Origin of the sequence: Methylovulum psychrotolerans, assembly GCF_002209385.1 — a bacterium.
GTDB lineage: Bacteria > Pseudomonadota > Gammaproteobacteria > Methylococcales > Methylomonadaceae > Methylovulum > Methylovulum psychrotolerans.
Map to the genome: position 1 here is coordinate 4,254,627 of NZ_CP022129.1, position 25,876 is coordinate 4,280,502.

Here is a 25,876-nt window from a genome sequence, read left to right on the forward strand (position 1 = left end):
AAGACATCGGCAAGGGGGTTGCTGAACTTCCATAAAAGGAAGAAAAAACATTGTTTCTGAACAGAATTTCCTTAACTTAATGGCAGTGACCCCAGCCCTCCCCATCAGGGGAGGGAGCCGTCTTACCCTACACGCGTGTGTTTTTAACAAACTCCCTACCCTATTCAGGGCGGGCTTTATGAAAAACTTGATGATCGAGTTAAAGGTATCCGCCCGTTAAGGTTGGACTTAGTACGCCCCGTGTTGTTATGATTTCGCCTAGGGTCAAATAAGGCCTTGGCGAAGGGCAGGGGAAGCTTTATCCCTAACCTTGCCGAGGCTTTCTTTGGTTATTTTTGTGGAATCACTGCTCGCGTTTAGCGAAGGTATGGGATATGCAAGCAACGTCGTCACCTAATGATAGCCAGACCTATTCAGCTTGGAGCCCGTTGCGGCATAAAATATTCCGGGCGTTATGGCTGGCGACCATTGCGTCCAATATCGGCACTTGGATGCAGGATGTGGGGGCGGCTTGGTTAATGACCTCGCTGTCGGCCTCGCCGTTGATGGTCGCCTTAGTACAATCCTCAACCACCTTGCCTATTGTGTTACTGGCCTTACCCGCCGGGGCGCTGGCGGACATTGTCGATCGCCGCCGTTATTTGCTCATTACCCAATTATGGATGCTGCTGGCGGCGGCGGGTTTAGGTTTTTGCACCTTAACAGGCCAGACGACGGGCTGGCTGCTGCTGGCGTTTACTTTTATGCTCGGCTGCGGCAGTGCCATGAACTTGCCTGCCTGGGCGGCCATTGTGCCGGAACTGGTGCCTAAAGCCGAACTGCAAGCCGCGATTACCCTGAACGGGCTAGGTATCAACATTGCCCGCGCCATAGGCCCAGCCTTGGCCGGGCTGCTGATTGCCGCGTTTGGCCCGGCCAGCGTATTTTTGTTAAACGCGGTCTCCTTTTTTGGGGTGTTGGCGGTGTTGGTCGCCTGGAAAAGGGACTACCGTACCAGCAGTTTGCCCGCCGAGCGCTTGTTCAGCGCCATCCGTTCCGGTTTACGCTATGCCCGGCATTCCCAGATGCTGCAAGCGGCGCTGATCCGAGGGGCGGCATTTTTCCTGTTTGCCAGTGCCTTATGGGCATTGCTGCCTATTTTTGTCCGCCAGCACTTGCTGGCGGGGCCTTCGGTTTATGGCGCACTCTGGGCCTGTGTGGGGCTGGGCGCGGTGTCCTGCGCGTTTCTCCTGCCGCATTTGCGTCGGCATCTTGACAGTGATAACAGCATTAGGCTGGCTTCACTCGGCTATGCGGCCATACTGGCGGTGCTGGCGAGCCTGAATAACCTGTACCTGCTGGGGGTGTTGATGTTTATTATTGGGGCAAGTTGGCTTATCGTCATCTCTTCCCTACAAGTCGCCGTCCAGGCCAGTTTGCCGGAATGGGTCAGGGCGCGGGGCATATCGGTTTTTATGATGGCGTTTATGGGCAGCATGGCGGGCGGCAGTATCTTATGGGGCTATCTGGCAGACATTGGCGGCTTGCCTTATGCTTTGGTGTTGGCGGCGGCGGGGATGCTGTTAAGCATTCTTGCCACTTGGCGGCAACGTATCAGCGGTTATGAGAATTGTGATTTCACCCCTTCGCTGCACTGGCCCGCACCGATCACCGAACAAGTGCCACAACATGACCAAGGGCCGGTATTGATTACCTTGGAATACCCGGTCGCCCTTGATAAGCGCCAGGACTTTTTACGCCTCAGTTTGCCGCTACAAAAAATGCGCCGTAGAAATGGGGCTTATTTTTGGGAGTTATTCCAAGATACGGCACAGGCGGATCATTTTATCGAATGCTTTATGGTGGAATCTTGGCTTGAACATCTACGCCAACATGAACGCGTCTCTAAAGCAGACCAGGCGGTTCAGGATAAAATCAACCGCTGCCTTATCGGAGCTGCCATCAGCAAAGTGTCCCACTATATCGCGGTTAAGCATAGCTGACGTTACCCGGTAACGGCAGATCTTAAATACCAGCCGTCAAAAACCGCCGCTTCCCTGCCCCGGCAGGCAGTAATGTGCCGGGCAAAGTCCAGTTATAGCATGGCGGCTTAGGGACGGGCATAAAAATAACCTCGGCAAATTTGGAGCGCAGGCATCTTGCCCGCAAAGGAGGCAGGCAAAATGCCCGCACTCCAAGCACCGTACCTTTTAGCGTTTGCCTGAATGATTTCCTGCCCGTCCCTTATCGCTTCAATGGGCCTTAAATATACGTTTCAACCCCAGCACGTTGGCTTGGGCAGGGCCTACTTGCCCGAATAAAAAGCTGAAGTCTGAACTGCACGACCCGCTGTTGCCGCCAGAACTTGCTGGTGGACAAGTGGCGGTTTTCGGCGCGATGGCGGCATACTCGTGGCAACTTGTACACGTTGTGTTTTGCACATACGTTTCTAGGGTGGTGTTCGCCACCAAACCCCCACTGCCTGAGGTCATGCTGGTCAACGGGTGCGGTACCGCATAGGGTTTACTGGGGTCTTGCGTGGGATTGGTCGACCATAGCACGTCAACTAACTGATAGTATTGCCAAACCGAATTCGGATAATTTTGCCTGATGCCGTTTTGCACAGTTTGGTTGGCCGTTTGCGCATTACTGTCCAGTTGGGTGGTGCGCGTCACTTGGATAGGCACAGGCTTGGGGCAACCTTGGCCCAAATAATAGGGCGGCGATTGGTTGGCGGTGCAACTGACCGTGACCGGAACGGTGCCGCTGCCGCCCTGAGTGGTGCAAGCCGCCGGCACAGAGAGTGTTTGTGTCTGGCAATTGGCGTTATAAAAGTTATAGCCGCCGCTAGGTGCCTGCACATTGGCCGTAGGGACATTGTCAATATGTTCGAAAGTCGCCCAAACCCAAGTTGGCTGGTTAGTGGTTTTATGCAAGATATGCAAACCGACCAAGGCAAGATTAGTCTGGCGGCATTGCTGGGTGCTAGGATCAATGACCAAACCTTCGGTGATTTTATAACGGCTCCATTTTGGGTTACTGCCATAATCCGGCGCTTCCATCCACGCCGCCTTCATTTCCACCGCGCCGAGCATCGAACCGTTCGGACAAGTTTGCCCAAGCTCTGTAGAGCAGCCTTTAGGCAAAACTACAGGGGAGCCTTGCCCGTTGTTGACATAGCTGGCTTGGGTGTTGGCATTGTACAGGCCGTTGTTGACGACATAATTGTATTCGTCTTGGCTGACGGTTATTTCATACCACGCATTGCTGCCGTTTTGCGCACCTAACCAGTTCGGCGCATTTTGCGGGGCGGCCTGGCCTGTCGAAAACGGCGAATCGGTTTTACCCGTCATTGAAAAAACCCGCATTCTTTTGCTGGATGCGGTCAGCTTGGCTTGGCTAGCGCAATTTTCCGGCAAGGCGGGTTGGCTACCCCATGGCGGTGGGGTCGAGCCGTCGCTAGGGAACAGTAATCCGGCATCCATATAGCTTTGCCATTGTACGGGGGCGGTGTCGCCGGGATCACCAAACCCTGTGCCGCTGGTGGGCCAGTTTAGCGAAACAAATTCTGACCAAGCAAAGCAATCCACGGTCAGTTGGTTGGAAAAGGTTTTCAGATCATAAGGCACGGCGGCCGAGAAATTGATGCTGACGGGCGGCAAGCCCGTACCGCAGGTGATCGATGTGGCAGCCGTGGTGGTGGTTTTCGCCGTTGCGGGCACTTTGGCCGTATCTTGCAAGGCGCACACCGGACCGCCTACACCGAGCAATACTGCGCTTAACAATACGCTGTAGATATTCATAATTCGTTCCTGTCATTGGGTAGGGCTTGGCCTCTTGTGGTAAAGGCAAGAGGCCAATAATACCTTTAGATGGCGCTGACGATATTCAGTAGCGATGGCATCGGGGCTTGTTGCGTTTGCCCGACATTGGTGACATAGACATCTTGTAACCCTAAGCTTGCGCTGGCGCCGACCGACACGACAATATTCAAAGCCGTGTATTCGGACGGATAAGTGTTGCCAGGTACGGCATAAGTGACCGGCATGGCCGACACCACTGACACGCTGATGGCCGGGTCGGAAAAACTGACGGCGGGCAGCTGGCCGCTTGCACCCAAGGCGACGGTGGCGCACACCAGCACCATCGGCACGTTGACCGCCCCTTGTGCCACCAGCGGTGCGATGAGGGTGCTATTGCTGACCAAACTCATCGGGAAATCGACACCGGAAATGCCAGTGGCGTACAGTCCTGTGAATACGGCTTGATGGAACAGTTGCGCCGGCTGTGCGTAAGACACGTCGGGGGTGCCAACGCAAGGGATTGCCGCTGCGACAGGCGCGGCATAGCCCATTGCGACAATTTGCATAAGAATTTGCTGGACGATCTGTCCTCCCCAATTGATCGGCTGTCCTTGGATGGTCATGTCGCCTACCGTGAAACCCAATTCCGCCGGCACTTCATAAGCCGCATGAAGAATAAAATTGCCGGGCATGGTGTTGCCGAACTCATCTACCAAACTATCGGAACCGCGTACCACTTGCCAGAAATCAGCAGGATTGGCGGTTTGTCCCTCAGGTACGGCAAACGTCGAAAAATTCGGGGTTTGGATATACAGGCCGGGCGGGTTGGCTAAACTGACGCTGTAGCCGCCGCTGACGGTTTGGTTCGTCTGATAGCCAATGTTCGGATCGCTGTTACGGTGCAATTGCCCATATTGCGCACAGCAAATCAAATCATTTTGCGGGCTGCCGACATTCGGTTCGCAACTTTGGATGCGCTGCACCGTTGCCGCCCCGGCCAGGCCAATTTCCGTTTGTAAGGTGTTAGGCGTGCTGGTCAAGTGCATCGCCCCGCCGTAGCTGTCAGTGGACACGGGGCCTGAGTTCCACTTGTTGAGCGGGTTGTAAACCGGGCGGCCTGTGGACGGGTCAATGACGGACTGCCCGTTGCTGCCCATGAGTTGCAAGTCCGCCAATTGGATTTGCGGCTTGCCTAAGGTTTGTTGGTACAAAGCTAAAACTTGGTCAGGGTCTATCATCCATAAGGTGTTCCAATATTCGGGGTTTTCGCAAGTAAAATCGATACGGATGATTTTATTGGTGGCAGCATCACGGTAAACAGACCATTCGCAATATTCGTCTTGCCAACCGCGCGGGCCATAAGGGCCATAAGGGACTTGTTCGGTGGCAACGGGTGTGCAAGGGGTTTGCGGAATATTGCCGAATGGGGTGTAAACGGTTTGTCCGGCGGCATTGCTTGAGGACAGATACCCGGTGTCGCCCAACTCCAATTGCTGGGTGCTGCTCAGTGTTGGGAAATACGCGGCAATCCGCCCCGGAAAAGCCGACCAAGTAATCTGCACATAAGCGCTGCTTGAAGCCGACGGATCCGTCAAAGGATTAAAATAATTGCTGGCGACGGGCGAATTGGTGGCATTCCATGGATTGCCGGCGATGCCTTGCTGGGTGAAACCATTCAAGTTGGTGTTCCATTGCGCATCCATCGCAGTTTGCTGGGTGGTATTGTTGCTGAAGTCTTGGATATTGGCGGGTGTCCAAAAACGGCTGATTGTACTCATGAGCATAGTTTCCTTATCAAAAAAGTTGAAAATAAACGCAGACATGTCGCCCTTGTTCTATGATGGGGCATCAGTATAATCCGTCAACACCTTTAAAAAAACTAAAAGTTTATTTCTTGATGATTTTTCGATATTTTTAGTGATAAACTACATCTGTACTCAGGTATGATTTCACAAACCGATAGAAAACACCTATTTGATACTACCTGTTAACCAACAAGAAACCGTTATTTAAGGTAAGCGGGGGGTTTTATCTTTTTACACCGCCATTCCGGCAAGCGTTGCCGTTTATTGGCGGCAATCCTGGCCAGATTCGGATTTAACAGCTTCCTCGTCCTATAACGGTCATGGCGTTTGGTGAAGCCGAAACGTCCGCGTAGGCTTTCAAGCAATTCACCCCGCCATTTGTCACTTTTGTCATATAAGCGACATGACGTAACCGCTTTTACAGCGGCGGCACCCCCTATTTCCCCTGCTTTTATAAAGGTTTTTAGTCTGGCATTTATCCGGCATAAATGTTGCTTTTTGACTGCAAAGCAGGATCAGCTATTTGGCAATAGCCATCACTGTGCCAAAACAATAATAACTGACGTTACGCAGTAACGTGCTTTACCCCCCGTTTGCCGCGCCGAGCATCGCAGGTTTTGTCGGGATCAGCCCGAATACCCATAGGGCATAAAGGGGCGCGGCAGGGATGCCGCGCGTCGGTAAATGGGCAGGAAGCCCATTTTACCGACCCCCGACAAAACCGAGAAGCGCAGGATCAAGCGGCAACCGGGCCGCCTTTTCTTTGGATACTTTCTTTTGGCGGAGCAAAAGAAAGTATCTCGCCTTCGGGTGCGAGAACCCGATTAAAAAAACTGTCGCGACAGCGACTCATTATTTATTTTTCAAATCGCAGAAAATGTCTGCGTAACATCAGAAAATAATAAGCAAATACATCAGCGCTTCCAAGCGACAAAGCCACCGTTCTTATCAGGCGGCGGCAGATCAAGAAAAAAGTCGGGTCGGAAATGCGGTACTGAGAACGCCAGGAGTTCCTGAATGAATGAGACTTTTTACGATGTCATGCGCAGGCAAGGCATTACCCGCCGCAGTTTTCTTAAATTCTGTAGCCTGACGGCGGCATCCTTAGGGCTTGCCCCCGCTTTCGCCCCCAAAATCGCCCATGCGATGGAAACCAAGCCGCGTATCCCGGTGCTGTGGTTACATGGCTTGGAATGTACCTGTTGCTCGGAATCGTTTATCCGTTCCGGCCACCCGTTAGCCAAAGACGTGATCTTGTCGATGTTGTCGCTAGATTACGACGACACCATTATGGCGGCGGCCGGGCATAATGCCGAAGCCATTATTGATGAGATTGTCGAGAAATATAAAGGCAACTATATCTTGGCCGTGGAAGGCAATCCGCCGCTGGCGGAAGACGGCATGTATTGCATTATCGGGGGCCGGCCTTTTGTCGAGCAGCTCAAATATGCGGCGGAAAGCTGCAAAGCCATCATTTCTTGGGGGTCTTGCGCGTCGTGGGGATGTGTGCAAGCCGCCAAACCGAACCCTACCCAAGCCACACCCGTACATAAAGTGCCGGGACTGGCCGACAAGCCGATCATCAAAGTCCCCGGTTGCCCGCCAATTGCCGAAGTGATGACGGCGGTGGTGGCGTATTTGTTGACCTTCGACAAATTGCCGACTTTGGACAGGCAAGGCCGTCCGCAAATGTTCTACAGCCAGCGCATCCATGACAAATGCTATAGAAGGCCGCATTTTGATGCCGGGCAATTTGTCGAACACTGGGATGACGAAGCGGCACGGCAAGGCCATTGCCTGTACAAAATGGGCTGTAAGGGGCCGACCACTTATAACGCTTGCTCAACCGTGCGTTGGAACGAGGGCTTGTCCTTTCCTATCCAATCCGGTCACGGCTGTATCGGTTGTTCTGAAGACGGTTTCTGGGATAAAGGCAGTTTTTATGAACGCCTCACCGATATTAACCAATTCGGCATTGAAGCCAACGCCGATACGGTCGGCGGTACGGCGGCGGCTGTCGTCGGGGTCGGCATTGCCGCCCATGCGGGCTTGACCGCACTGAACCGTGCCAAACAACCAGGAGCAGAACGCTAATGACCGTCACCAAAACCCCTAACGGCTTTAACTTAAATGACGCGGGCCGCCGCGTTGTGGTCGATCCGGTCACCCGTATCGAAGGCCACATGCGCTGTGAAGTCAATATTGATGAGGATAATATCATCCGCAACGCCATTTCCAGCGGCACGATGTGGCGGGGCTTGGAAGTGATCCTCAAAGGTCGCGACCCGCGCGACGCTTGGGCGTTTGTGCAGCGTATCTGCGGGGTCTGCACCGGGACTCATGCCTTGACTTCGGTACGCGCTGTTGAAGATGCGTTAAAAATACAGATTCCTGAAAACGCCAATTCAATACGCAATCTGATGCAGTTAAGCCTGCAAGTGCAAGACCATCTGGTGCATTTTTACCATTTGCACGCCTTGGATTGGGTGAATCCGGTCAATGCCCTGAAAGCTGACCCGGCGGCGACTTCGGCGTTACAACAGTCCATCTCGCCGCATAACCCCAAATCGTCGCCCGGTTACTTCCGTGACACTCAAAACCGCTTGTTAAAATTTGTCGAATCCGGGCAGTTAGGGCCGTTTAAAAACGGTTATTGGACAAATCCGGCTTATTTGTTGTCGCCGGAAGCCGATTTGATGGCGGTGACGCATTATCTGGAAGCTTTGGATTTTCAAAAAGACATTATGAAAATCCGCACGATCTTTGGCGGTAAAGACCCGCATCCGAATTGGCTGGTCGGTGGTGTGCCTTGCGCGATTAATATTGACGGCATCGGCGCAGTGGGTGCGATCAATATGGAACGCCTGAATTTGGTGTCGTCGATTATCGACCGCACCATCACCTTTATCGACCAAGTGTATATCCCCGATTTGCTGGCGATTGCCCAGTTTTACAAAGGCTGGCTGTACGGCGGCGGCATCTCCGGGCAAAGCCTGTTGTCTTACGGTGACATCCCTGATAATGCCAACGATTATTCGGCGGCAAATTTGCTGATGCCGCGCGGGGCGATCATCAACGGCGATTTGACGAAAGTCCATGAAGTCGATTTGACCGACCCTGAGCAAATCAAAGAGTTCATCCCGCACTCGTGGTACCGTTACCCTGACGAATCATTGGGCCTGCACCCTTGGGACGGCATCACCGAACCTAATTATAAGCTGGGGCCGAATACCAAAGGCGACCGCACCCATATTAAAGAACTGGACGAAGCCGCCAAATATTCTTGGATCAAGGCCCCGCGTTGGCGCGGCCATGCGATGGAAGTAGGGCCGTTGGCGCGGTATGTCATCGGTTATGCGCAAGGCGATAAGGAAATCACCGAACAAATTAACGTTGTTTTGAAAACGCTGGACGTACCCGTCACCGCCTTGTTCTCGACCTTAGGCAGGACGGCGGCGCGGGGTTTGGAAGCACAATGGGCGGCTGGCAAGATGCGCTATTTTATGGACAAAATGATGGCCAATATTAAAGCGGGCGATTTGGCGACGGCCAATGTCACCAAATGGGACCCGCAAACCTGGCCTAGCAGCGTCAAAGGGGTGGGCTTCACCGAAGCGCCGCGTGGGGCGTTGGGGCATTGGTTGAAAATCGAAAATACCAAAATCGCCAATTACCAATGCGTAGTCCCCACCACTTGGAACGGTTCGCCGCGTGATGACCAAGGCAACATCGGGGCTTTTGAAGCCGCCTTAATGAACACCAAGGTGGAGCGTCCCGAAGAACCCGTGGAAATTTTGCGTACCTTGCATAGTTTCGATCCGTGTCTGGCGTGTTCCACGCATATCATCAGCCCGGACGGCAGCGAATTAACCCAAGTCAAAGTCCGTTGAGAGGAGATTTTTTATGAACGATTGGCACAGAATCACGTTGCAATGCTTGTCCTTGGGCGGTTTGCTGGCGTTTTCCCATAGCGTATCGGCACATACTGGCCTGTTAGCTACCGATGGCTTTAGCCACGGCTTTTTGCATCCGTTTTTGGGGCTGGATCACTGTCTGGTGATGTTAGGTTTAGGTCTGTGGGTCAGTACCCAGAACCACCGTCTGGCCGGCCTAGCCGTTTTGCTATTTTTGGTGTTCATGGTGGCGGGGGCGTTATTCGGCTTGGCGGGTGGGCACTTTGTTTATGCCGAAACCGGGCTTATCGTCTCGTTGCTGGCGGTCGGCACTGCGTTGGGCTGCGGTACACAGCGGGTACCACAGCCCTGGCTTTGGGTGGCGGTGGCGGTTTTTGCCGCCCTGCACGGCTTGGCGCACGGCAGCGAAATGCCGCTTGCTGTGTCCGGGGTGGCTTATATGACCGGAATGGTGGCGGCTACGGCAGTCCTGTTAGGCTTAGGGTGGATTTTAGGCTGGGTCGCCCGACGCGGCCATGCGATCGGCTTGCTCCACCTTTACGGTACGCTGACCGGCCTGACCGGGGTTTGGCTGTTATTCAGCGCCTAAGGAATTGCCATGACCGAGCCTACAGTAAACACCCCGCTGCCAGCGGTATATGTCTATGAAAAACCCGTCCGGTTATGGCACGGCTTAAACGCCCTGCTGATCCTGACCTTGATCTTAACAGGCTATTTCATCGCCGCGCCGCTGGCTTCGGTAGGCGGTGAAGCCTCCGAACATTTTCTGATGGGTTACATCCGCTTCGGGCATTTTGCCGCTGGCTATCTGTTGGCGATAGGCTTGTTGTTCCGGCTGTACTGGGCGTACGCGGGGAACGGCTATGCCAAGGAAATCTTTCAGCCGCCGTTATTGTCCAAGGTGTTTTGGCAAGGTGTCGGCCATGAAATCCTCTGGTACGCCTTTTTAGCCAAAGAGCCGCGCAAATATGCCGGCCATAACCCTTTGGCCTTGCTGGCTATGCACTTCGCCTTTGTCTGGGGTTCGCTGTTTATGGTCATCACTGGCTTTGCGCTGTATGGCGAAGGGACTGGGCAAGGCACTTGGCAATATAGCTTATTCAGCTCTTGGGTTTTGCCGCTGTTTGGCGGTAGCCAAAGCGTACATAGTTGGCATCATCTGGTCATGTGGCTGATCGTCTGTTTTGTGCTGATCCATATTTATGTCGCGGTGCGGGAGGATAAAGTGTCCCGGCAAAGCATCTTATCGACGATGGTGACGGGCTGGCGCACGTTTAAAGACGATAAACCGCTGGATGATATGCATTGACTATGAAGGTGTTACTGTTAGGCATAGGCAATGTGTTGTGGGCTGATGAAGGCTTTGGTGTCCGGGTCATCGGGCATCTGCAACAGCACTACCGTTTCCCGGATAACGTCACGGTGTTGGATGGCGGCACCCAAGGTGTCTATCTGGTCGAACATGTACAGGCAGCCGATATTTTGGTCGTGTTCGACGCGATAGATTACGGCCTGCCGCCAGCAACGTTAAAATGCCTGGAAAACGCCGATGTGCCGAATTTTTTGGGCGCAAAAAAAATGAGCCTGCACCAGACCGGCTTCCAAGAAGTGTTGGCGATGGCGCAAATGCTCGGTGCTTATCCGCAGCATTTGTTGTTGGTTGGCGTACAGCCAGTGGAACTGGACGATTATGGCGGCAGCTTGCGGCCACAGATTAAAGCCCAAATCCAACCCGCCATAGCAATGGCTTTGGTTTATCTGGCAGGTTTTGGCATCAGTGCCGAACCTACCCGGACGGTAGCCAGCTTGGCCGACCCGGTGCTGGATCTGCGCCGTTACGAACAAGAACGCCCCAGTGCGGACGAAGCTTGCCGGATGGGTGACGGGCGGGTTTTACAAGCCGTTGATTTTACCGTATCTGCGCCGCCTTCGGCGGAAGGCTGCACCTTGCGGGTGGATGTCGATTATCGGGGCAAATACTGATGTGTATCGGCCTGCCCATGCAAGTTATCGGTCTACAGGGCGATACGGCCCTGTGCCGCTACCGTGGCGGTGATACGCTGGTTGATCTGCTGTTGGTCGGTGCGCAACCTGTCGGCACTTGGGTGTTGGTGTTCCTTGACACCGCCAGGGAAGTGCTGAGTGAAGAAAAAGCCCGGCAAATCGCCGATGCCTTGGAAGCCATGCACTTGATCATGGGCCAACACCCTATAGAACAAAGCCAAATAGATGACCTTTTCGCCGACTTGGTCGGTCGGGAACCGCCCTTGCCGGAGTTTTTATTATCATGAGTTCACCCTTGCTTGCCCAATTGACTACCCGGTACGGTTATCCGGTGCTGGATGCCGACAATTACGATTTCTTTGTCTATAGCCATAAAACCGTGGTGCTGTTTTTCAGTAACGACCCCAGCCAATTTCCCGAAAGCAACGATGTCGCGGTGATTCTGCCGGAATTGCTGAAAGCGGTTGGTGGCCAGTTACAGGCGGCGCTGATCGCCAAACCTATCGAACGCGAATTACAGGCGCGGTTCCGCTTTACGGGTTGGCCGTCGCTGGTGTTTTTGCGTAATGGCGATTATTTGGGCGTTATCACGGGTATCCGCGACTGGCAGGAATTTATGCAAGAAACCGCCAAGATTCTCAGTAGCCCCCCTAGCATACCCCCCAAATTTGATTTGGATAGGGTTTGCCAAGCCGCCCATTGAGTCGTGGCAGCGCAGCCTGTGGTTTTGCCAAATAACCAAAGCCCCCCCAGCCTATCTTTTCAGCCTTTTAAGCCCCGATTATTATGACCTCAATCTCTCTGCCAATTTTTGGCCAAGGTAGCCAGCCGCCGGAACAAGACGGCGTTGCCTTGGCGTATTTGCCGATGCCGGAGGATATGGCGACGTATCGGATGCCGCAGTTATCAACGCAATTAAGCCTAACGCAGTTGCCGCAGGCCAAAAATGCGGTGCAGCAATTGCAACAAGCCTTGAACGCCTTCCCCTTGTTGACGGCAGAAAATGACTTGAGCGGATTGTCTGCCGATAACCGCCAGTTTATTGACGAACTGCTGGGGGAGGGGGAAGTCAGCGCCATCTGTTCGGGTAGCCAAGAAATCCGTATCCAAGAATCGGTACTGGCTGGTGTTTGGCGTTTGCAGACCCTCAATAGCGAACGGCACATCGTCAAAGACACGCTGGAGGTCGGCATTATCCCCGCACAACTCCTGCACGGGGCGTTTGCGGGTATGGCAACGCAAATCGACACCCACTGGACAGAACTGCCTGTGGGGGTGATGAATGCGCCGCCGTTACTGGCGGAGCTGAACGCCAAAATTGCCGATTATCAGCCGGGCGGGGAGGTGCATACCATCAATTTGAGTTTGTTGCCGCAAACCGAACAAGATTTGCTGTTCTTGGCGCAACGGCTAGGCACAGGTACGGTGACGATACTCTCGCGGGGCTACGGCAATTGCCGGATTACCGCGACGGGTACGGCGTTTGTCTGGTGGGTGCAGTATTTTAATTCGCAGGACACCTTAATCCTCAATACTTTGGAAGTGAGCGATGTGCCTAGCGTCGCCTGCGCTTCACCGGAAGACATTGCCGACAGTTGCCAGCGTTTGCAGGACATTATGCAGGTCTACTGGTGAGCGTGCCGTTTTTTGCCGGGTCTTATGCGGGCGATGCCTTAAGCTTGCCGCCGGAGACTACGCTGGAATGCAAAATATGCTGGTATGTCTATGACCCGGCAGTGGGTGATGAAGTCTGGCAAATCCCGTCCGGTACGGCGTTCGCCGACTTGCCGGCACATTGGAGCTGCCCGCAATGCGGCGCGGCAAAACAAGATTTTTTATTGGTAGACGGCTGATGCGTTGGCAGAACGGCAAGCAGCTCGGTTGTACCTTGGAAACGGTGTTTAACAACATTTTAGCGACACGTATGCAGGGAATGCCGGTGCTGAATAACGCCTTGTCTGTACAAGCCATTGGCTTTAGGGCGGTTGAGACAGATTGGCTGGGTATAGTGGTTACGCCGTGGTTTATGAACTTGCTGTTAGTGCCCGGACAGCATGGCACTTGGCAGGGGCTGGTGCCGGGCGGTAAAATCGAGCGGCATTTCCCTTATGGGCTGTTTGAGTTTACCGTAGCCAGCGAAGCGGCCATCGGCCTGTATGCGGCCTGTTCCCTGTTTTCGCCGATGTTCCAGTTCGATAGCCAAGCCGCCGCCGTCATTTCGGCACAAACGGCTTTGCAAGGCTTATTGGCAGTGCCTGCACCACACGGCATCAGCCGCCGGAATATATTGCGCGGTTCTATGCGTAGCAACAGCCCTGAATGACGCTGGCAGGCTCCCTCAGTATTGATCTTTACCACCAAGAAGGCAAGCCCTGCCGGGTGGCGATAGCCTCCAGCCGTCCTATAATAGCGGCCAGCCAACTGTTGTTGGGCAAAACCCCGAAGCAACTGCTCGACACCGTGGCCTTGCTCTTTACGCTGTGCGGCAATGCCCAAGCCTATACCGCCTTACTGGCCTGCCGTGCCGCCTTAGGCATAGCAGCCGACCCCGCCGCCGATAATGCCCACACTATGCTGGTGCAACTTGAAACCTTACGCGAACACGCATGGCCAATTTTATTAACTTGGCCGGGTCTTATCGGTGCGGTTCCCGATAAAAAACCCTTGGCGGCATTATTGCAATCCGTAGCGTTGTTTAAACAGCAGTTATTCCGGTACGGCGAGGCGTTCAAACTCGATAGCCGTGCCGAGACCGATATTGTGCCGCTACAGCGGCTTATTGACGGATTGGCAGCCCTGATTGACACGGCACTTTTTAATGGTGGCTTGGCCGACTTTCAGCAGCTAAGGACGGACGCGCAATTACGCGCTTGGCTACGGCAAAGCAATGCCTTGCCTGCGCGTTTGTTGGCGGAAGTTTATGACAGGGAATGGGCGGCATCCGGCCAAAATCAGGTCGCTTGCTTGCCGCCGTTGGAGGCGGCGGCGTGGCTAGAATATATCCGGCAACAAGATTTAACTGCCTTTAGCCGCTTGCCGCACTGGCAAGGCCGTTGTTTTGAAACGACGTTATTAAACCGCCAACGGGCGCAACCGTTAATAGTCGAATTGCAAGGCCGTTATGGCAACGGCCTGATCGTGCGCCTAGTGGCCCGTTTATTGGCGGTGGCCGATACGCCGACCCGTTTAAGGCAGTTGTTAGGTTGCCAAGATGCTGGGGCGGTATCTGCCCACAGCATAAGCTGTGACGGTCACGCCTTGGCACAAATCCAAGCAGCGCGCGGTTTATTAATACATCGCTTGGTGTTGAGGCAAAATAAGGTGTACGATTACCGGATTATCGCGCCTACCGAATGGAATTTCCATCCCGATGGGGTGGCCGCCCAAAGCTTGTTGCAATTAAAACCCGCCGCCCCTGCTGAGCTAAAATTGCAGGCGGAGTTGCTGCTTAACGCGCTAGACCCTTGCGTCCGTTACACCGTAAACCTAACCGATAGTGGCAGGTAAAACTCGATGATCAAGTTTTTAACATTAAAATAAATAGCTCAAATTTTAGGCAACAGATGAGTCATTATATTTAATTAAAACAATAGATTGCAATGGAATACGTCTCCATCCCAGACCTTAACCCTATCGAACACAAATGGGCACAGCTTAAATCCATCCGCAACCAAGCACGATGTTCCGTTGACGACCTCTTCACTGGGGCGGTTACAGGACATCTTTTTATATCGGATTAGCTATATAAGGTTCATGACCCCTTTACCCCCCAGCCTATCCGTAAACATATAATACGCCGCTAGCTGTCGGCCTTTAGATGATACGCACCAAATAGGATGCCGGGCAACACCATTCGTCAATAATAACAAAGCGCAATCGCCTTGCCGCAAATTCGCCGTGTTTCGGTTCGCTATCGCCAGTTGCCACGGATTACCCAATGTCCTATGCGGATAATGCTTGAAGCTCCAAAAAATATCGGCGGCCCAATGGCTGCTCATGGCCTTAGGGTCTTTAAAATACAGTGCCATATAGCGGTTATGCTGATAACACCAATCTTCATAAGACCAATCTTCTGAGTCATCAGGAATAGCCGCAATCGCTTGCGCATGGCGTTGCAGCCAAGCTTGTGCCAGTAACACTGTCTTCTGCCATTGTGTGGCGGGATCAAGATAGGTTTTGCCCATACGCTAAGGTCTCCACTGTTAAAATCCGCTACTCCCAAACTTGTTTTAAAATTAAGTTTGCTTTTAGTTAACAATCACACTTCAGGATATATAGCGTCCGGCGTTAAGCAAACGACAGGCTAAACGTTGGTACACACGGTTAGGCTATCGTGCAATGGCTAAAGACCTTTGCACTCCGTTCGGGGTGGCCTCTCCAGTGGAGTGCAAAGGTCTTTAGCCTTTGCCCGAGGGCTTTAACCCCGCGCCTAACCGAACATGTCAAGTTGGCCTGTCTCTATGTCGCTTAATCAGTGACGGTATCTATAACAACACGCCCGGCTATGTGGTTACGCCTTACGCGTACATTCAGCGAACCCAGCTTTAAAGATAGGCGTTATCCCAAAAATTAAAATACAAGTGATGCCATTAATCCCCCATGCGAAAGCCAAGGATAAGCCCATTATTATGCCTGACAAGAACAGGCTCTGTGCCGGATAACGGGCGTTGCTGACGGTATGCAGCGACAACAAGCTCATAAACGTGATGATGAGAAGGGCGGTCAAAGAAGCCCTATCGGTTAACGCCGCCCCAAACAGCGCGGGCGGAAACCAATGCTGGCTATGCCCAAATAACACTAGGCTGAGGAGGCTTGCCGACAGCCACAGCAAGTGGGTCTCGCGCAACCGCTGCCAATTTGCCGTCCGCTTAGCCGTTTTTATCGGCATCGGGTTCGACAATAGGGTAATAATAATGCAGGACGTTCACTAAATGTCCATTTGCAGATGCCATTTCGCGCCAATCGCCGCTGCTTGCTCCAAGACACTAATAAATTCGCCCAAATCTTCGCTAATGCCCTCGGCGTTTGGGGTTGTTGCGCCGTCGTTTTCAAAATGGGCTTTCAGCGTTCCGAAGTAACTGATGCCCTCGGCAGGGTCGAACCAGACATATTTGCTGGGGTCAAACGGTGGCCCGTCGCCTTCTTCTTCTTCTTCGTATTCATCACCGCCTTCGCCGAACAACGCTTCGGCATCGCCGTCTACATAGCTATAGATATCAGCGATCCCCAGCTTTTGGGTTATCTCTTCCAAGGTTTCGCAGTGGGCAAAATCCTTGCCGTTGACAAAAGTGTCAAACCCCGGCTCTTGGTTATCCAGCACGATAAAATACCCCAAACTCATAAGCCTCTCCTTCTTTGTGTTAACGGTTACGGAACGGTGTTGTAAAACAGACCTTACCACTTGGGAATGTGCAATAAGCGGGACTAATAATACCCGTAAATGCAGGAAGTAATCAAGTGGTGCTAGGTAATAAATAGCGGGGGCCGCCTAGGTTGGATTTTTGCGGCGGGGCTTGCCAACAGTGCGCTAATGCGGCAAGCTGTCCCCGCCTACTCTACGCACTGGCGGGAGGGGACAATGTCGGGTAAATAAATCCCTTGCCCGACCGACGATAATTTACGGCCAAGCCGCTATTATGCCCAAAAAAATCACCCTTACCCTAGACCAGCAAGCCCAGCTTTTCCAGCAATTGGCGCATTTGGAGCAGGCGGGTTTGCCTGCCGCCGAGGCGTTCGCGTTGGTCGGCAAAAATACTCCGTTGTTGCGCAAGGCTTTAAACACCCTGCCGACGCGCCTGAGAAGCGGCCAGAAAATCAGTGAGGCGGGTTTTCGGGCAGGGTTGTTTGACGATAACCAGCGGCTGGTGTTGGCGGCGGCGGAGCAGGGCGGCTGTTTGGCGGCTGTGTATGCAAAGCTGGCGGCGTATTATGCCGCGACAGCACGGCGGCGTAAGCAAATGCTGTCGCGGTTGTATTTACCGGCGGCGGTGCTGGTGATCAGTTTGTTTGTCCAGCCGTTGCCGGATTTGGTCGCCGCGCGGATCAGTGCGGCGGACTATTTGGCGCAAAGCGCGGGTACCTTAGCGATGCTGGCGGTGGGTATTGGCGCGTTGCTGAAACTGCCGACAGTGTTGGTGGCTTTGGGGGTGAGCGGCGCTTGGCATTCCCTGCAACTGAGGCTGCCGCCCGTTGCGGCGTGGTTGACGGCACGCCAGCTTAACCGTTGTTATTTTCTGTTGGCGTTGCTGTTGGAGGCGGGTTTGCCTTACTCGCAAGCTTTGCCGCAAGCGGTCGCCGCGATACCGAACACGCGCTTAAGGGCGCAGTTCCGCCCGGCGTTGGCGTTGTTGCCGACTGGGGCGAGTGTCTCGGAAACGTTGGCGGCGGTCAGTTTGGTCAAGCCCGCGACTTGGCAGATTATCAATACCGGGGAGTACAGCGGCCAGTTGGCCGAGACCTTACAGCATTTCACCGAGCTGGACGCGCAAACCTTGGCCTTGCAGGATGAGGCGTTAGCGGAGTGGTTGCCGCGTTTGGTGTATACGGCGATAGGGTTGTGGATGGCTTATGGGATTTTGGCGAGGGGCTTGCCGTTGCCGCCGGTTTTAGCTTAAGCGCGGCACGGGGCTGGGGCTACCGTGCCGCTGGGTGTTAAAGCCGTAGGTAAGGCGGCTTACGGTGCGCCGTTGTACAGGATGCTGATGTTATTGAGGAAGATGTTGGGGCTGGCCAGGTCGGGTTTACCGTCCCGGTTTAGGTCGCTGACCATCAAAGTGCTTGGGTTGGCAAAGACGGCATAACTGGCTTTATTGAAAAAAGTGCCGTCGCCTTTGCCTGCCAATAGGGTAACATTGCCGTCAAAGCGGTTGCCTACCAATAAATCGGCTTTGCCGTCGGCATCCATATCCGCCACCAGTAAGCCTGACGAGTCGTTACCCGTGGGGTAACTGGCTTTACTGACAAAGCTGCCGTTGCCTTTGCCTAAAAAGACGTTGACGGTTTTATGTAACGGATCTGTCAGCACCACATCGGTGTAGGCATCGGCGTTTAATTGCGCTAACTCAATAGCGGCGCTACTGAAGCTTAGGGTAAGCGCGGTTTGGGGCGGGGCAAATTGTCCGTCGCCTTTGCCTAGCATCACCTGTAATGCTGTGCCGTTCGGAATTACCAGATCCGTCTTATTATCATGGTTGATGTCGCCTAGCGCAAACAGGCTGGCGTTGATAGCGAGGTCGGTTTTAGGCATTAAGCTGCCGTCGCCATTGCCTAAATAGATGCTCAGCGTTTCTGTTTCTATCGATAAAGTCAGTAAATCGGTTTTTCGGTCATTATTGAGGTCGGCCATTTTCAGCACATTGGTGGCGGAACTGACGGCGTAGCTGTTCTTGGCGGTAAATGTACCGTCACCGTTGCCTAAGGAAATGGCCAAACTCCCGCCCAATACCGCCACATCGGGCTTGCCGTCGTTATTGAGTTCGACGACCAGTGCCGAGACCGGGAACGGCGTGGTGGGGTAGTCCTGTTTATCGGCAAAGCTACCGTCGCCGTTGCCCAGTAAGACGCTCAGCGTGTTGTCTACATAATTTGCCGTCAGCAAATCCGGTTTGCCGTCATGGTTAAGGTCGCTGGCCGCTATGGAGAAGGGGCCATTGCCTACGGTCAATGCTTCGGGGGCTTGCAGTTTCCCTATCGGCTGGAAGCTGGTTTTGTCCAGCAATACGCTGGCCGAGCCGCCTGTGCTGTTGGCGACCAGCCAGTCGGGCTTGCCGTTGCGGTCAACGTCGGTGGCGGCGAGGGCGAACGGGCCGGTACCCGTGGCGAAATCGGCCTTGGCTTGGAAGCTGCCGTCGCCGTTGCCCAGTAACACGCTGATGGTGTTGTCTTTATAGTTGGCGGTGCTGACATCGGGCTTGCCGTCGTTGTTAACATCGCTGACGGTCAGGCCGCGCGGGGCGGTGCCGGTGGGATAATCGGTTTTGCCTTCGAAGCTGCCGTCGCCGTTGCCCAATAATACGCTGACGGAATTGCCGTTCGTGTTGGCGACCAACAGGTCAGGCTGGCCGTTGCGGTCGGCATCGGTTAACGCCAAGTCTTTGGGGATTTTGCCCGTGGCGTAGTCGGTTTTGGTTTTAAACGTGCCGTTGCCGTTGCCGAGCAGGACGCTGACAGTGTTGGCGGTGCTGTTGGCGGTCATCAGGTCGGCCTTGCCGTCGTGGTTGATGTCGCCGACCACCACTTGCAACGGTGCGCTGCCCGTGGCGAAGTCGGCTTTTGCGCCAAAGGTGCCGTCGCCGTTGCCGAGCAGGACACTGGCCGAATTGCCGCCGCTGTTGGCGGTGAGCAGGTCAAGCTTACCGTCGCTGTTGACATCGGCGGCTTTCACGCCGTAAGGCTTAAGCCCGACCGCATAATCCACCTTGGCCTTAAACGTGCCGTTACCGTTGCCGAGCAGGACGCTGACCGAATTGCCGCCGCCGTTGGCGACCAGCAAGTCCGGTTTGCCATCGCCGTTGGTGTCGGCCACCGCCACCCCCAACGGGACTTTGCCCGTGGCGTAATCGACCTTGGCCTTGAATGTCCCCGCGCCTTTGTCGATCAGGACGCTGACGGTGTTGCCGCCCGCGTTGGCCAGGATCAGGTCGGGGCGGCTGCTGTTGTCGACATCGGCGGCGGCGATGCTGTAGGGCTGCGTTCCGGCGGCGTAGTCCGCTTTGGCGGCGACGCTTAAGGAAGCGGCCTGTAGGCTGGTGTAGGGGGCTAGCACGAACAGGGCGAAGGGCAGGGCGGTTAGGGTGCGCATAATAATTCCGGTGAGGGCTGGTTAGTCGGTTAGTCGCCCAAAGGCGATGCTATTAATAATAGCCAACTGCTTGGTTTTATCAAGGTAATTGTCGCTTTTAGGTTTTATGTTTCGGTGCCGCCAATTCGGCCAGTAAGCCAACAGCCGCCGTTCGCTTTGCCGCCCCTTCGCTAAGCCATAGCGTTTAACGCGGGTATTTTGACGCTGGCGATAGTGAGAAAGGTCGGGCAGAACCGCTTGCCCTGCCCGTACCCGCCCACTTCGCTACGCCATGCGGTTTTAGGTCAATTGGCGTTACGGCGCACCGTTAAAAAAGAGGCCGATTGTGCCGTCAATATTGTCAGGAATTGCCAAGTCTGGCTTGCCGTCACGGTTAAAATCACCGATTGCAATATCTTCCGGCGTATTGATGGCGTAAGTGGTTTTGCCCTGCAATGTGCCGTCGCCTTTGCCGAAATAGACAGTGATGGCAGGGTCTCCAAGGCTTTGCACGATCACATCGGTTTTGCCGTCGGCATTCAGGTCAGCGGTTTTGACGGCGGCGGGCAACCTACCGGTAGGATAATCGACACTGTTTTGGAAGCCGCCACCCGGTTTGCCCAACATAACACTCACCGTGTCGTCAAATCTGTGGGTCAGCACTATATCCAAATAGTGGTCGGCATTTAGCCGGGCTAAGGTTATGCCTGACATGAGTGTGGGGCTGGGGTAGTCGGCTTGGGCACTAAACGAGCCGTCACCCTTGCCGAATAAGACCCTGACAAAATAGCTAGCCGTATCGGTAAACGTATTGATAGTGGCCGCCACATCCAGCTTGCCGTCATTGTTTATATCGCCTAAGGCTAGGCTGACATTGTTAGCGGTGGGCGCATTCATGGGGAAAACCTGTTTCGGCAAGAAGGTGCCGTCGCCGTTGCCTAAAAATACGCTGATATTAATGGTCTCGTCCGCCAGCACTATGTCAGTGTGGCCGTCACCGTTAAGGTCGCCCAACTGTATGTTGTCCGTACTGATGTCGATAGCATAATTCATCTTGTCCATAAAAGAGCCGTCGCCTTTGCCTAGCAGTATTTTTAGGTCAGCTTGTAGGACAGCGGCTAAATCGGCATAGCCGTCATGGTTTATATCACCCAAAGCTATCCATTCAGGGCTACCTTCGGCGGGGTAACTAACCTTATCGGCAAAGCTGCCGTTACCCTTGCCCAATAACACATTGAACGTATTGGCGCTATAACTTGCCGCCACCAAATCGGGCTTGCCATCGTTGTTAATGTCGCCTGCTACTGTGCTGCCCACGCCTGGGCCAACAGGTACGGACACCGCCGCCTTAAGCTTCCCTATCGGCTGGAAGCTGGTGGTGTCCAGCAACACGCTGGCCGAGTTACCTGTGCTGTTGGCGACCAGCCAGTCGGGCTTGCCGTTGCGGTCAACGTCGGTGGTGGCGACGGCGAACGGCCCTGTGCCAGTGGCGAAGTCGGCCTTGGCTTGGAAGCTGCCGTCGCCGTTGCCCAGTAACACGCTGATGGTGTTGCTGTTGAAGTTGGCGGTGCTGACATCGGGTTTGCCGTCGTTGTTGGCATCACTGACGCTCAGGCCGCGCGGGGCGGTATCGGTGGCATAGTCGGTTTTGCCTTTGAAGCTGCCGTCGCCGTTGCCCAATAATACGCTGACGGAATTGCCGTTCGTGTTGGCGACCAGCAGGTCTGGCTGGCCGTTGCGGTCGGCATCGGCTAGGGTTAAGTCTTTGGGTGCTGAACCCGTAATGTAGTCGGTTTTGCCTTTAAAGGTGCCGTTGCCGTTGCCGAGCAGGACGCTGACGGTGTTGGCGGTGCTGTTGGCGGTCATCAGGTCGGCCTTGCCGTCGTGGTTGATGTCGCCGACCACCACTTGCAACGGTGCGCTGCCCGTGGCGAAGTCGGCTTTTGCGCCAAAGGTGCCGTCGCCGTTGCCGAGCAGGACACTGGCCGAATTGCCGCCGCTGTTGGCGGTGAGCAGGTCAAGCTTGCCGTCGCTGTTGACATCGGCGGCTTTCACGCCGTAAGGCTTAAGCCCGACCGCATAATCCACCTTGGCCTTAAACGTGCCGTTACCGTTGCCGAGCAGGACGCTGACCGAATTGCCGCCGCCGTTGGCGACCAGCAAGTCCGGTTTGCCGTCGCCGTTGGTGTCGGCCACCGCCACCCCCAACGGGACTTTGCCCGTGGCGTAATCGACCTTGGCCTTGAATGTCCCCGCGCCTTTGTCGATCAGGACGCTGACGGTGTTGCCGCCCGCGTTGGCCAGGATCAGGTCGGGGCGGCTGCTGTTGTCGACATCGGCGGCGGCGATGCTGTAGGGCTGCGTTCCGGCGGCGTAGTCCGCTTTGGCGGCGACGCTTAAGGAAGCGGCCTGTAGGCTGGTGTAGGGGGCTAGCACGAACAGGGCGAAGGGCAGGGCGGTTAGGGTGCGCATAATAGTTCCGGTAGGGGCGGGTTAGTCGGGCGGTTGTCCAAAGGCGGTGCTTTAATGATAACCAACTGCCTGGAATTATCAAGGTAATTGTGCTTGGGCGGGTTTTGCTTAAAGACTTCGGCCAAGGCTAAAGGCCTTTGCCCGCCGCCGGATGGGCTTGCGTCATTAGTCAACTCTTCTTGTCAGTTAAGCCTTATCTTCTGTGCCGCTCAATGCGTAACGGTATCTGTAAACAGCCAGGCAACAGACTGTTGAGCAAAACAGCGCAAACCTAAACAGAATCTTTATCCGCTAAACTCTACTATGCCCGCCAGGGTAAGCGTCTGGGCTTTCGGCCCCATCGGCGATTAGTCCTAAGCAAACCTGTGTTTCCTTTTTTGGCATTCAGGCTGGGCAAGGGTGTCTCCATCACTGCGCCGCTGCAATGTCTTGGCTGGCCCTTATTGAAGAGTAAAGCGAGTTCAAATGAAAAATTCCCCCCCGCCCCTCCTTACGCGCTATGGCTTAGTCTTGGCTTTGGTGTTGCTTGTGCCGTCGCTGGCTTACGCGGACGATGTCGCCGCTACCGTCGTGCAACTGGACTTGAAGCGGCATGTTGTCGGTTATCTGGCGGTCGCCATCACGGTCATGGCTTATGCCATCGCCATGACCGAAGACCTGCATCAAATGAGTAAGGCAAAACCCATGGTTTTGGGTTCGGCGCTGATTTGGTTTGCGATTTTTATGTATTATTCCTCGGAATACGGCACGGCGAAGCATGTCGCGGTCGTTTTTCAAAGCAATTTGACGGCTTATGCGGAATTGTTTTTGTTTATCACCGTGTCGATGACGTTTTTAAACACCATGACCGAGCGGGGCATTTTTGATGCCTTGCGCATTGTGTTGGCCAATCGGCAGTACAGTTACCGGCAATTGTTTTGGATTACCGGGGTGCTGGCGTTTGTGTTGTCGTTGGTGATCAGCAGCTTGACGGTCGGTTTGTTGATGGGTTACATCATCTTGGCGATAGGTAAGGACGATGCCAAATTTGTCGGCTTGGCGGGATTGAATGCGGTGGTCGCGGCCAATGCGGGCGGGACGATGAGCCCGTTAGGCGGCATTTCGACATTTTTTGTCTGGCAACAAAATATGTTGCACTTTACGCAATTTTTCGCCTTGACCGTGCCGTGCATCGTCAATTTTTTGGTGCCTGCCATTATTATGCACTTTTCGGTGACCAAAGGGACACCGCGCTTTTCTAAAGAACAGCCGCTGTTAAAGCGCGGCAGCAAGCGGGTAATTTTTATCTTCGTGCTCACGTTTAGCATCACTATTTTGTCGAATGTGTTTTTTGATATGCCTGCGATAGCCGGCATGATGCTGGGCTTGGCGTTGTTGCAGTTCTTTGCCTATTTTTTGACCAAAACCGAAAAGTTAAGCCATTTTTCGCCGCCTGATAGCCAAGAAACCCCGGATTCGCAAAAAGGCTTTGATGTGTTTAAGTGTATTGCCGGGGTGGATTGGGATACTTTGCTGTTTTTCTACGGGGCGATGATGATTGTCGGCGCCCTCAATTTTTTAGGCTATTTAGATGCCATGGCGCAGTATTTGTTTACCGAGATCAACGCCACGCTGGCGAATATTATGATCGGCTTGGCTTCTTCATCTATTGATAACGGCACACTGATGTTTGCGGTGTTAAACATGCACCCTAAGCTGCCTATCGGGCAATGGTTGTTGTTAACGTTAACGCTGGGGGTGGGCGGGAGTCTGTTGGCGATCGGTTCGGCCCCGGCGCTGCATGTCTTGGGTTTGATGAAAGGGGTGATGAAAGAGGGCGAAGGCTATACCTTCACCTTGCATTTGCGCTGGATGCCAGCGATATTATTAGGCTTTTTTGCCAGTATCGGGGTGTTGTTTTTGATGAACGGGGGGCAATTTTAATGTCGGGGCGTAAGGGATTGTGGGGTGTTTGCAGTATTTTGCTGCTTAACCCGATGGCAGGGGCGCAGGAGTCGCCTTCTGGGTTGGTTGCCGCGCTGTCCGGTCAAGAACCGGCCAGTTGGGCGGGGTTGCAAGCGGCTGGTTTCACGTTGGGGGGCTGGGCGGCGGCGGGGCTTAACCATAATATGGACACCCCCGCTGACCGCAGTAATGGCCCGGTGTCCATGACCGACCGGAGCGATGAGTTTAATCTGTATCAGTTGGCGCTGTTTATGGAGAAGGCCGTTACCAAGACGGCGGCTTGGGATATAGGCGGGCGTTTTGAGGTGATGTTCGGCACAGATACCCGCTATACCCAAGCGACCGGGCATTGGGATATGGGCTTGCTTAGCCCAAGAGATGAGCGTTTTTATCGTCTTGCCCTGCCTCAGGCTTATGCCGAAGTGTTTGCGCCGGTCGGTAACGGTTTGAGCGTAAAGCTAGGGCATTTTTATACGATTATCGGTTATGAGTCGGTGCAGTCCGCGCTGAATTTCTTTTCTTCGCATACTTATAGCTTTAAGTCTTCGCCCTTTACCACGACCGGTGCGTTGTTCAGTTACGCGCTGAACGGGCAATGGCGCGTTAATTTGGGGGCGGTGACCGGGGCGGATAATGTTGACCGCGATTTTGGGGCATGGAGCCAGATGGACGGCTTGACCTGGACAAATGCCGCCACCGACACCAGCGTGTCTTTTTCGGTGCTACAGGGCGATGTCTATCTGCACCAAGCCTCGGATTTGTTGTATTACTCGGCGATTCTCCAGCAAGGCTTCGGTAAGTGGCGTTATGTGTTGCAGCATGATTTTGGGGCGCAACAACAGGCATTGGCTAACAACCACGATGCGCAGTGGTATTCCGTTGTCCAATATCTGACCTATCAGGCAACCGATAGCTTGGGGGTGGGGGTGCGCGGCGAATGGTTCCGCGACCAGAATGGTTTCCGTTATTCGGCAGGAACCGCCAATTATTATGCCCTGACGGCGGGTCTGAATTGGCAGCCTAAGCGGTGGTTGATGGTACGCCCAGAAGTGCGTTATGACTGGAGCCACGCCCAATTGGCCGCGTTCGATGGCGGTCAGCGGACGGATCAGGTTTTGTTGGGGATTGATGCGGTGGTGCAGTTTTGAGAGGGTGTCTTGCTGCTATAGCTTATCA

22 protein-coding genes are annotated in these 25,876 nt (G+C 54.1%); 15 read left to right on the forward strand and 7 right to left on the reverse strand.

Going from position 1 to position 25,876, the window contains the following annotated elements:
• Nucleotides 1–374: 374 nt before the first annotated feature.
• Nucleotides 375–1,982 (forward strand): MFS transporter, encoded by a 1,608-nt coding sequence (locus CEK71_RS19140; RefSeq protein WP_088620882.1) that lies wholly within the window; start codon nt 375–377, stop codon nt 1,980–1,982.
• Nucleotides 1,983–2,231: 249 nt separating this feature from the next.
• Here the strand turns inward: CEK71_RS19140 and CEK71_RS19145 are convergent, their stop codons facing one another.
• Entirely contained in the window at nt 2,232–3,782 is a 1,551-nt protein-coding gene (locus tag CEK71_RS19145) for a cytochrome c family protein (protein ID WP_088620883.1), read from the reverse strand.
• Between the two features lie 65 nt (nt 3,783–3,847).
• The gene (locus tag CEK71_RS19150) at nt 3,848–5,560 is read right to left on the reverse strand and encodes a hypothetical protein (RefSeq protein ID WP_088621698.1); all 1,713 of its coding nucleotides are present in this window, start codon (nt 5,558–5,560) and stop codon (nt 3,848–3,850) included.
• A gap of 1,044 nt (nt 5,561–6,604) precedes the next feature.
• Between CEK71_RS19150 and CEK71_RS19160 the strand changes: the two genes are divergently transcribed.
• The 11 genes from CEK71_RS19160 to CEK71_RS19210 all read left to right on the forward strand — a co-directional run bounded on the left by CEK71_RS19160 (nt 6,605) and on the right by CEK71_RS19210 (nt 15,012).
• A complete protein-coding gene (locus CEK71_RS19160; protein WP_088620884.1) occupies nt 6,605–7,681 on the forward strand; it encodes a hydrogenase small subunit in 1,077 nt (358 codons plus the stop codon).
• Entirely contained in the window at nt 7,681–9,477 is a 1,797-nt protein-coding gene (locus tag CEK71_RS19165; protein ID WP_088620885.1) for a nickel-dependent hydrogenase large subunit, read from the forward strand. Before CEK71_RS19160 ends, CEK71_RS19165 begins: the two co-directional genes overlap by 1 nt.
• 13 nt (nt 9,478–9,490) lie before the next feature.
• A complete protein-coding gene (locus tag CEK71_RS19170; RefSeq protein WP_088620886.1) occupies nt 9,491–10,090 on the forward strand; it encodes a HupE/UreJ family protein in 600 nt (199 codons plus the stop codon).
• Between the two features lie 9 nt (nt 10,091–10,099).
• The gene (gene cybH / locus CEK71_RS19175; RefSeq protein WP_088620887.1) at nt 10,100–10,810 is read left to right on the forward strand and encodes a Ni/Fe-hydrogenase, b-type cytochrome subunit; all 711 of its coding nucleotides are present in this window, start codon (nt 10,100–10,102) and stop codon (nt 10,808–10,810) included.
• Between the two features lie 2 nt (nt 10,811–10,812).
• The gene (locus tag CEK71_RS19180) at nt 10,813–11,484 is read left to right on the forward strand and encodes a HyaD/HybD family hydrogenase maturation endopeptidase (RefSeq protein WP_088620888.1); all 672 of its coding nucleotides are present in this window, start codon (nt 10,813–10,815) and stop codon (nt 11,482–11,484) included.
• Complete coding sequence (locus CEK71_RS19185) at nt 11,484–11,792, forward strand: HypC/HybG/HupF family hydrogenase formation chaperone (protein ID WP_088620889.1); 309 nt, start codon at nt 11,484–11,486, stop codon at nt 11,790–11,792. Before CEK71_RS19180 ends, CEK71_RS19185 begins: the two co-directional genes overlap by 1 nt.
• Nucleotides 11,789–12,208: a thioredoxin domain-containing protein gene (locus tag CEK71_RS19190; RefSeq protein ID WP_088620890.1), complete on the forward strand. Its 420-nt coding sequence runs from the start codon at nt 11,789–11,791 to the stop codon at nt 12,206–12,208. Before CEK71_RS19185 ends, CEK71_RS19190 begins: the two co-directional genes overlap by 4 nt.
• A gap of 83 nt (nt 12,209–12,291) precedes the next feature.
• The gene (locus tag CEK71_RS19195; protein WP_088620891.1) at nt 12,292–13,140 is read left to right on the forward strand and encodes a hydrogenase expression/formation protein; all 849 of its coding nucleotides are present in this window, start codon (nt 12,292–12,294) and stop codon (nt 13,138–13,140) included.
• A complete protein-coding gene (locus tag CEK71_RS19200; RefSeq protein WP_088620892.1) occupies nt 13,137–13,358 on the forward strand; it encodes a rubredoxin in 222 nt (73 codons plus the stop codon). The genes CEK71_RS19195 and CEK71_RS19200 overlap by 4 nt, the downstream gene beginning before the upstream one ends.
• Nucleotides 13,358–13,828 (forward strand): [NiFe]-hydrogenase assembly chaperone HybE, encoded by a 471-nt coding sequence (gene hybE, locus CEK71_RS19205; RefSeq protein WP_088620893.1) that lies wholly within the window; start codon nt 13,358–13,360, stop codon nt 13,826–13,828. Before CEK71_RS19200 ends, hybE begins: the two co-directional genes overlap by 1 nt.
• Nucleotides 13,825–15,012, forward strand: a complete 1,188-nt coding sequence (locus CEK71_RS19210) for a Ni,Fe-hydrogenase I large subunit (RefSeq protein ID WP_088620894.1) — start codon at nt 13,825–13,827, stop codon at nt 15,010–15,012. The genes hybE and CEK71_RS19210 overlap by 4 nt, the downstream gene beginning before the upstream one ends.
• Before the next feature lie 233 nt (nt 15,013–15,245).
• Here CEK71_RS19210 and CEK71_RS19215 read toward each other — a convergent pair whose 3' ends face one another.
• The 3 genes from CEK71_RS19215 to CEK71_RS19225 form a co-directional block, all read right to left on the reverse strand.
• Nucleotides 15,246–15,689 carry a hypothetical protein gene (locus tag CEK71_RS19215; protein ID WP_088620895.1) on the reverse strand — a complete coding sequence of 148 codons (444 nt, stop codon included), beginning with the start codon at nt 15,687–15,689 and terminating at the stop codon, nt 15,246–15,248.
• A 326-nt stretch (nt 15,690–16,015) separates the two neighbouring features.
• Nucleotides 16,016–16,393, reverse strand: coding sequence for a hypothetical protein (locus tag CEK71_RS19220; RefSeq protein ID WP_088620896.1), 378 nt, complete (start codon nt 16,391–16,393; stop codon nt 16,016–16,018).
• Between the two features lie 39 nt (nt 16,394–16,432).
• Nucleotides 16,433–16,846 carry a hypothetical protein gene (locus tag CEK71_RS19225; RefSeq protein ID WP_088620897.1) on the reverse strand — a complete coding sequence of 138 codons (414 nt, stop codon included), beginning with the start codon at nt 16,844–16,846 and terminating at the stop codon, nt 16,433–16,435.
• Between the two features lie 295 nt (nt 16,847–17,141).
• Here CEK71_RS19225 and CEK71_RS19230 point away from each other — a divergent pair, with 295 nt between their 5' ends.
• Nucleotides 17,142–18,119: a type II secretion system F family protein gene (locus tag CEK71_RS19230; RefSeq protein WP_088620898.1), complete on the forward strand. Its 978-nt coding sequence runs from the start codon at nt 17,142–17,144 to the stop codon at nt 18,117–18,119.
• Between the two features lie 59 nt (nt 18,120–18,178).
• On the opposite strand, the gene CEK71_RS19235 is transcribed toward CEK71_RS19230, so the two are convergent.
• Together CEK71_RS19235 and CEK71_RS19240 are read right to left on the reverse strand one after the other, a co-directional pair.
• Nucleotides 18,179–20,305 carry an FG-GAP repeat domain-containing protein gene (locus CEK71_RS19235; RefSeq protein WP_088620899.1) on the reverse strand — a complete coding sequence of 709 codons (2,127 nt, stop codon included), beginning with the start codon at nt 20,303–20,305 and terminating at the stop codon, nt 18,179–18,181.
• 294 nt (nt 20,306–20,599) lie between these two features.
• On the reverse strand, nt 20,600–22,756 hold the full coding sequence (locus CEK71_RS19240) for an FG-GAP repeat domain-containing protein (protein ID WP_088620900.1): 2,157 nt from the start codon (nt 22,754–22,756) through the stop codon (nt 20,600–20,602).
• 465 nt (nt 22,757–23,221) lie between these two features.
• On the opposite strand from CEK71_RS19240, the gene nhaD reads away from it, so the two are divergent.
• Nucleotides 23,222–24,679: a sodium:proton antiporter NhaD gene (nhaD, locus tag CEK71_RS19250; RefSeq protein ID WP_088620902.1), complete on the forward strand. Its 1,458-nt coding sequence runs from the start codon at nt 23,222–23,224 to the stop codon at nt 24,677–24,679.
• Nucleotides 24,679–25,848, forward strand: a complete 1,170-nt coding sequence (locus tag CEK71_RS19255; protein ID WP_088620903.1) for a porin — start codon at nt 24,679–24,681, stop codon at nt 25,846–25,848. The genes nhaD and CEK71_RS19255 overlap by 1 nt, the downstream gene beginning before the upstream one ends.
• Nucleotides 25,849–25,876: the final 28 nt, after the last annotated feature.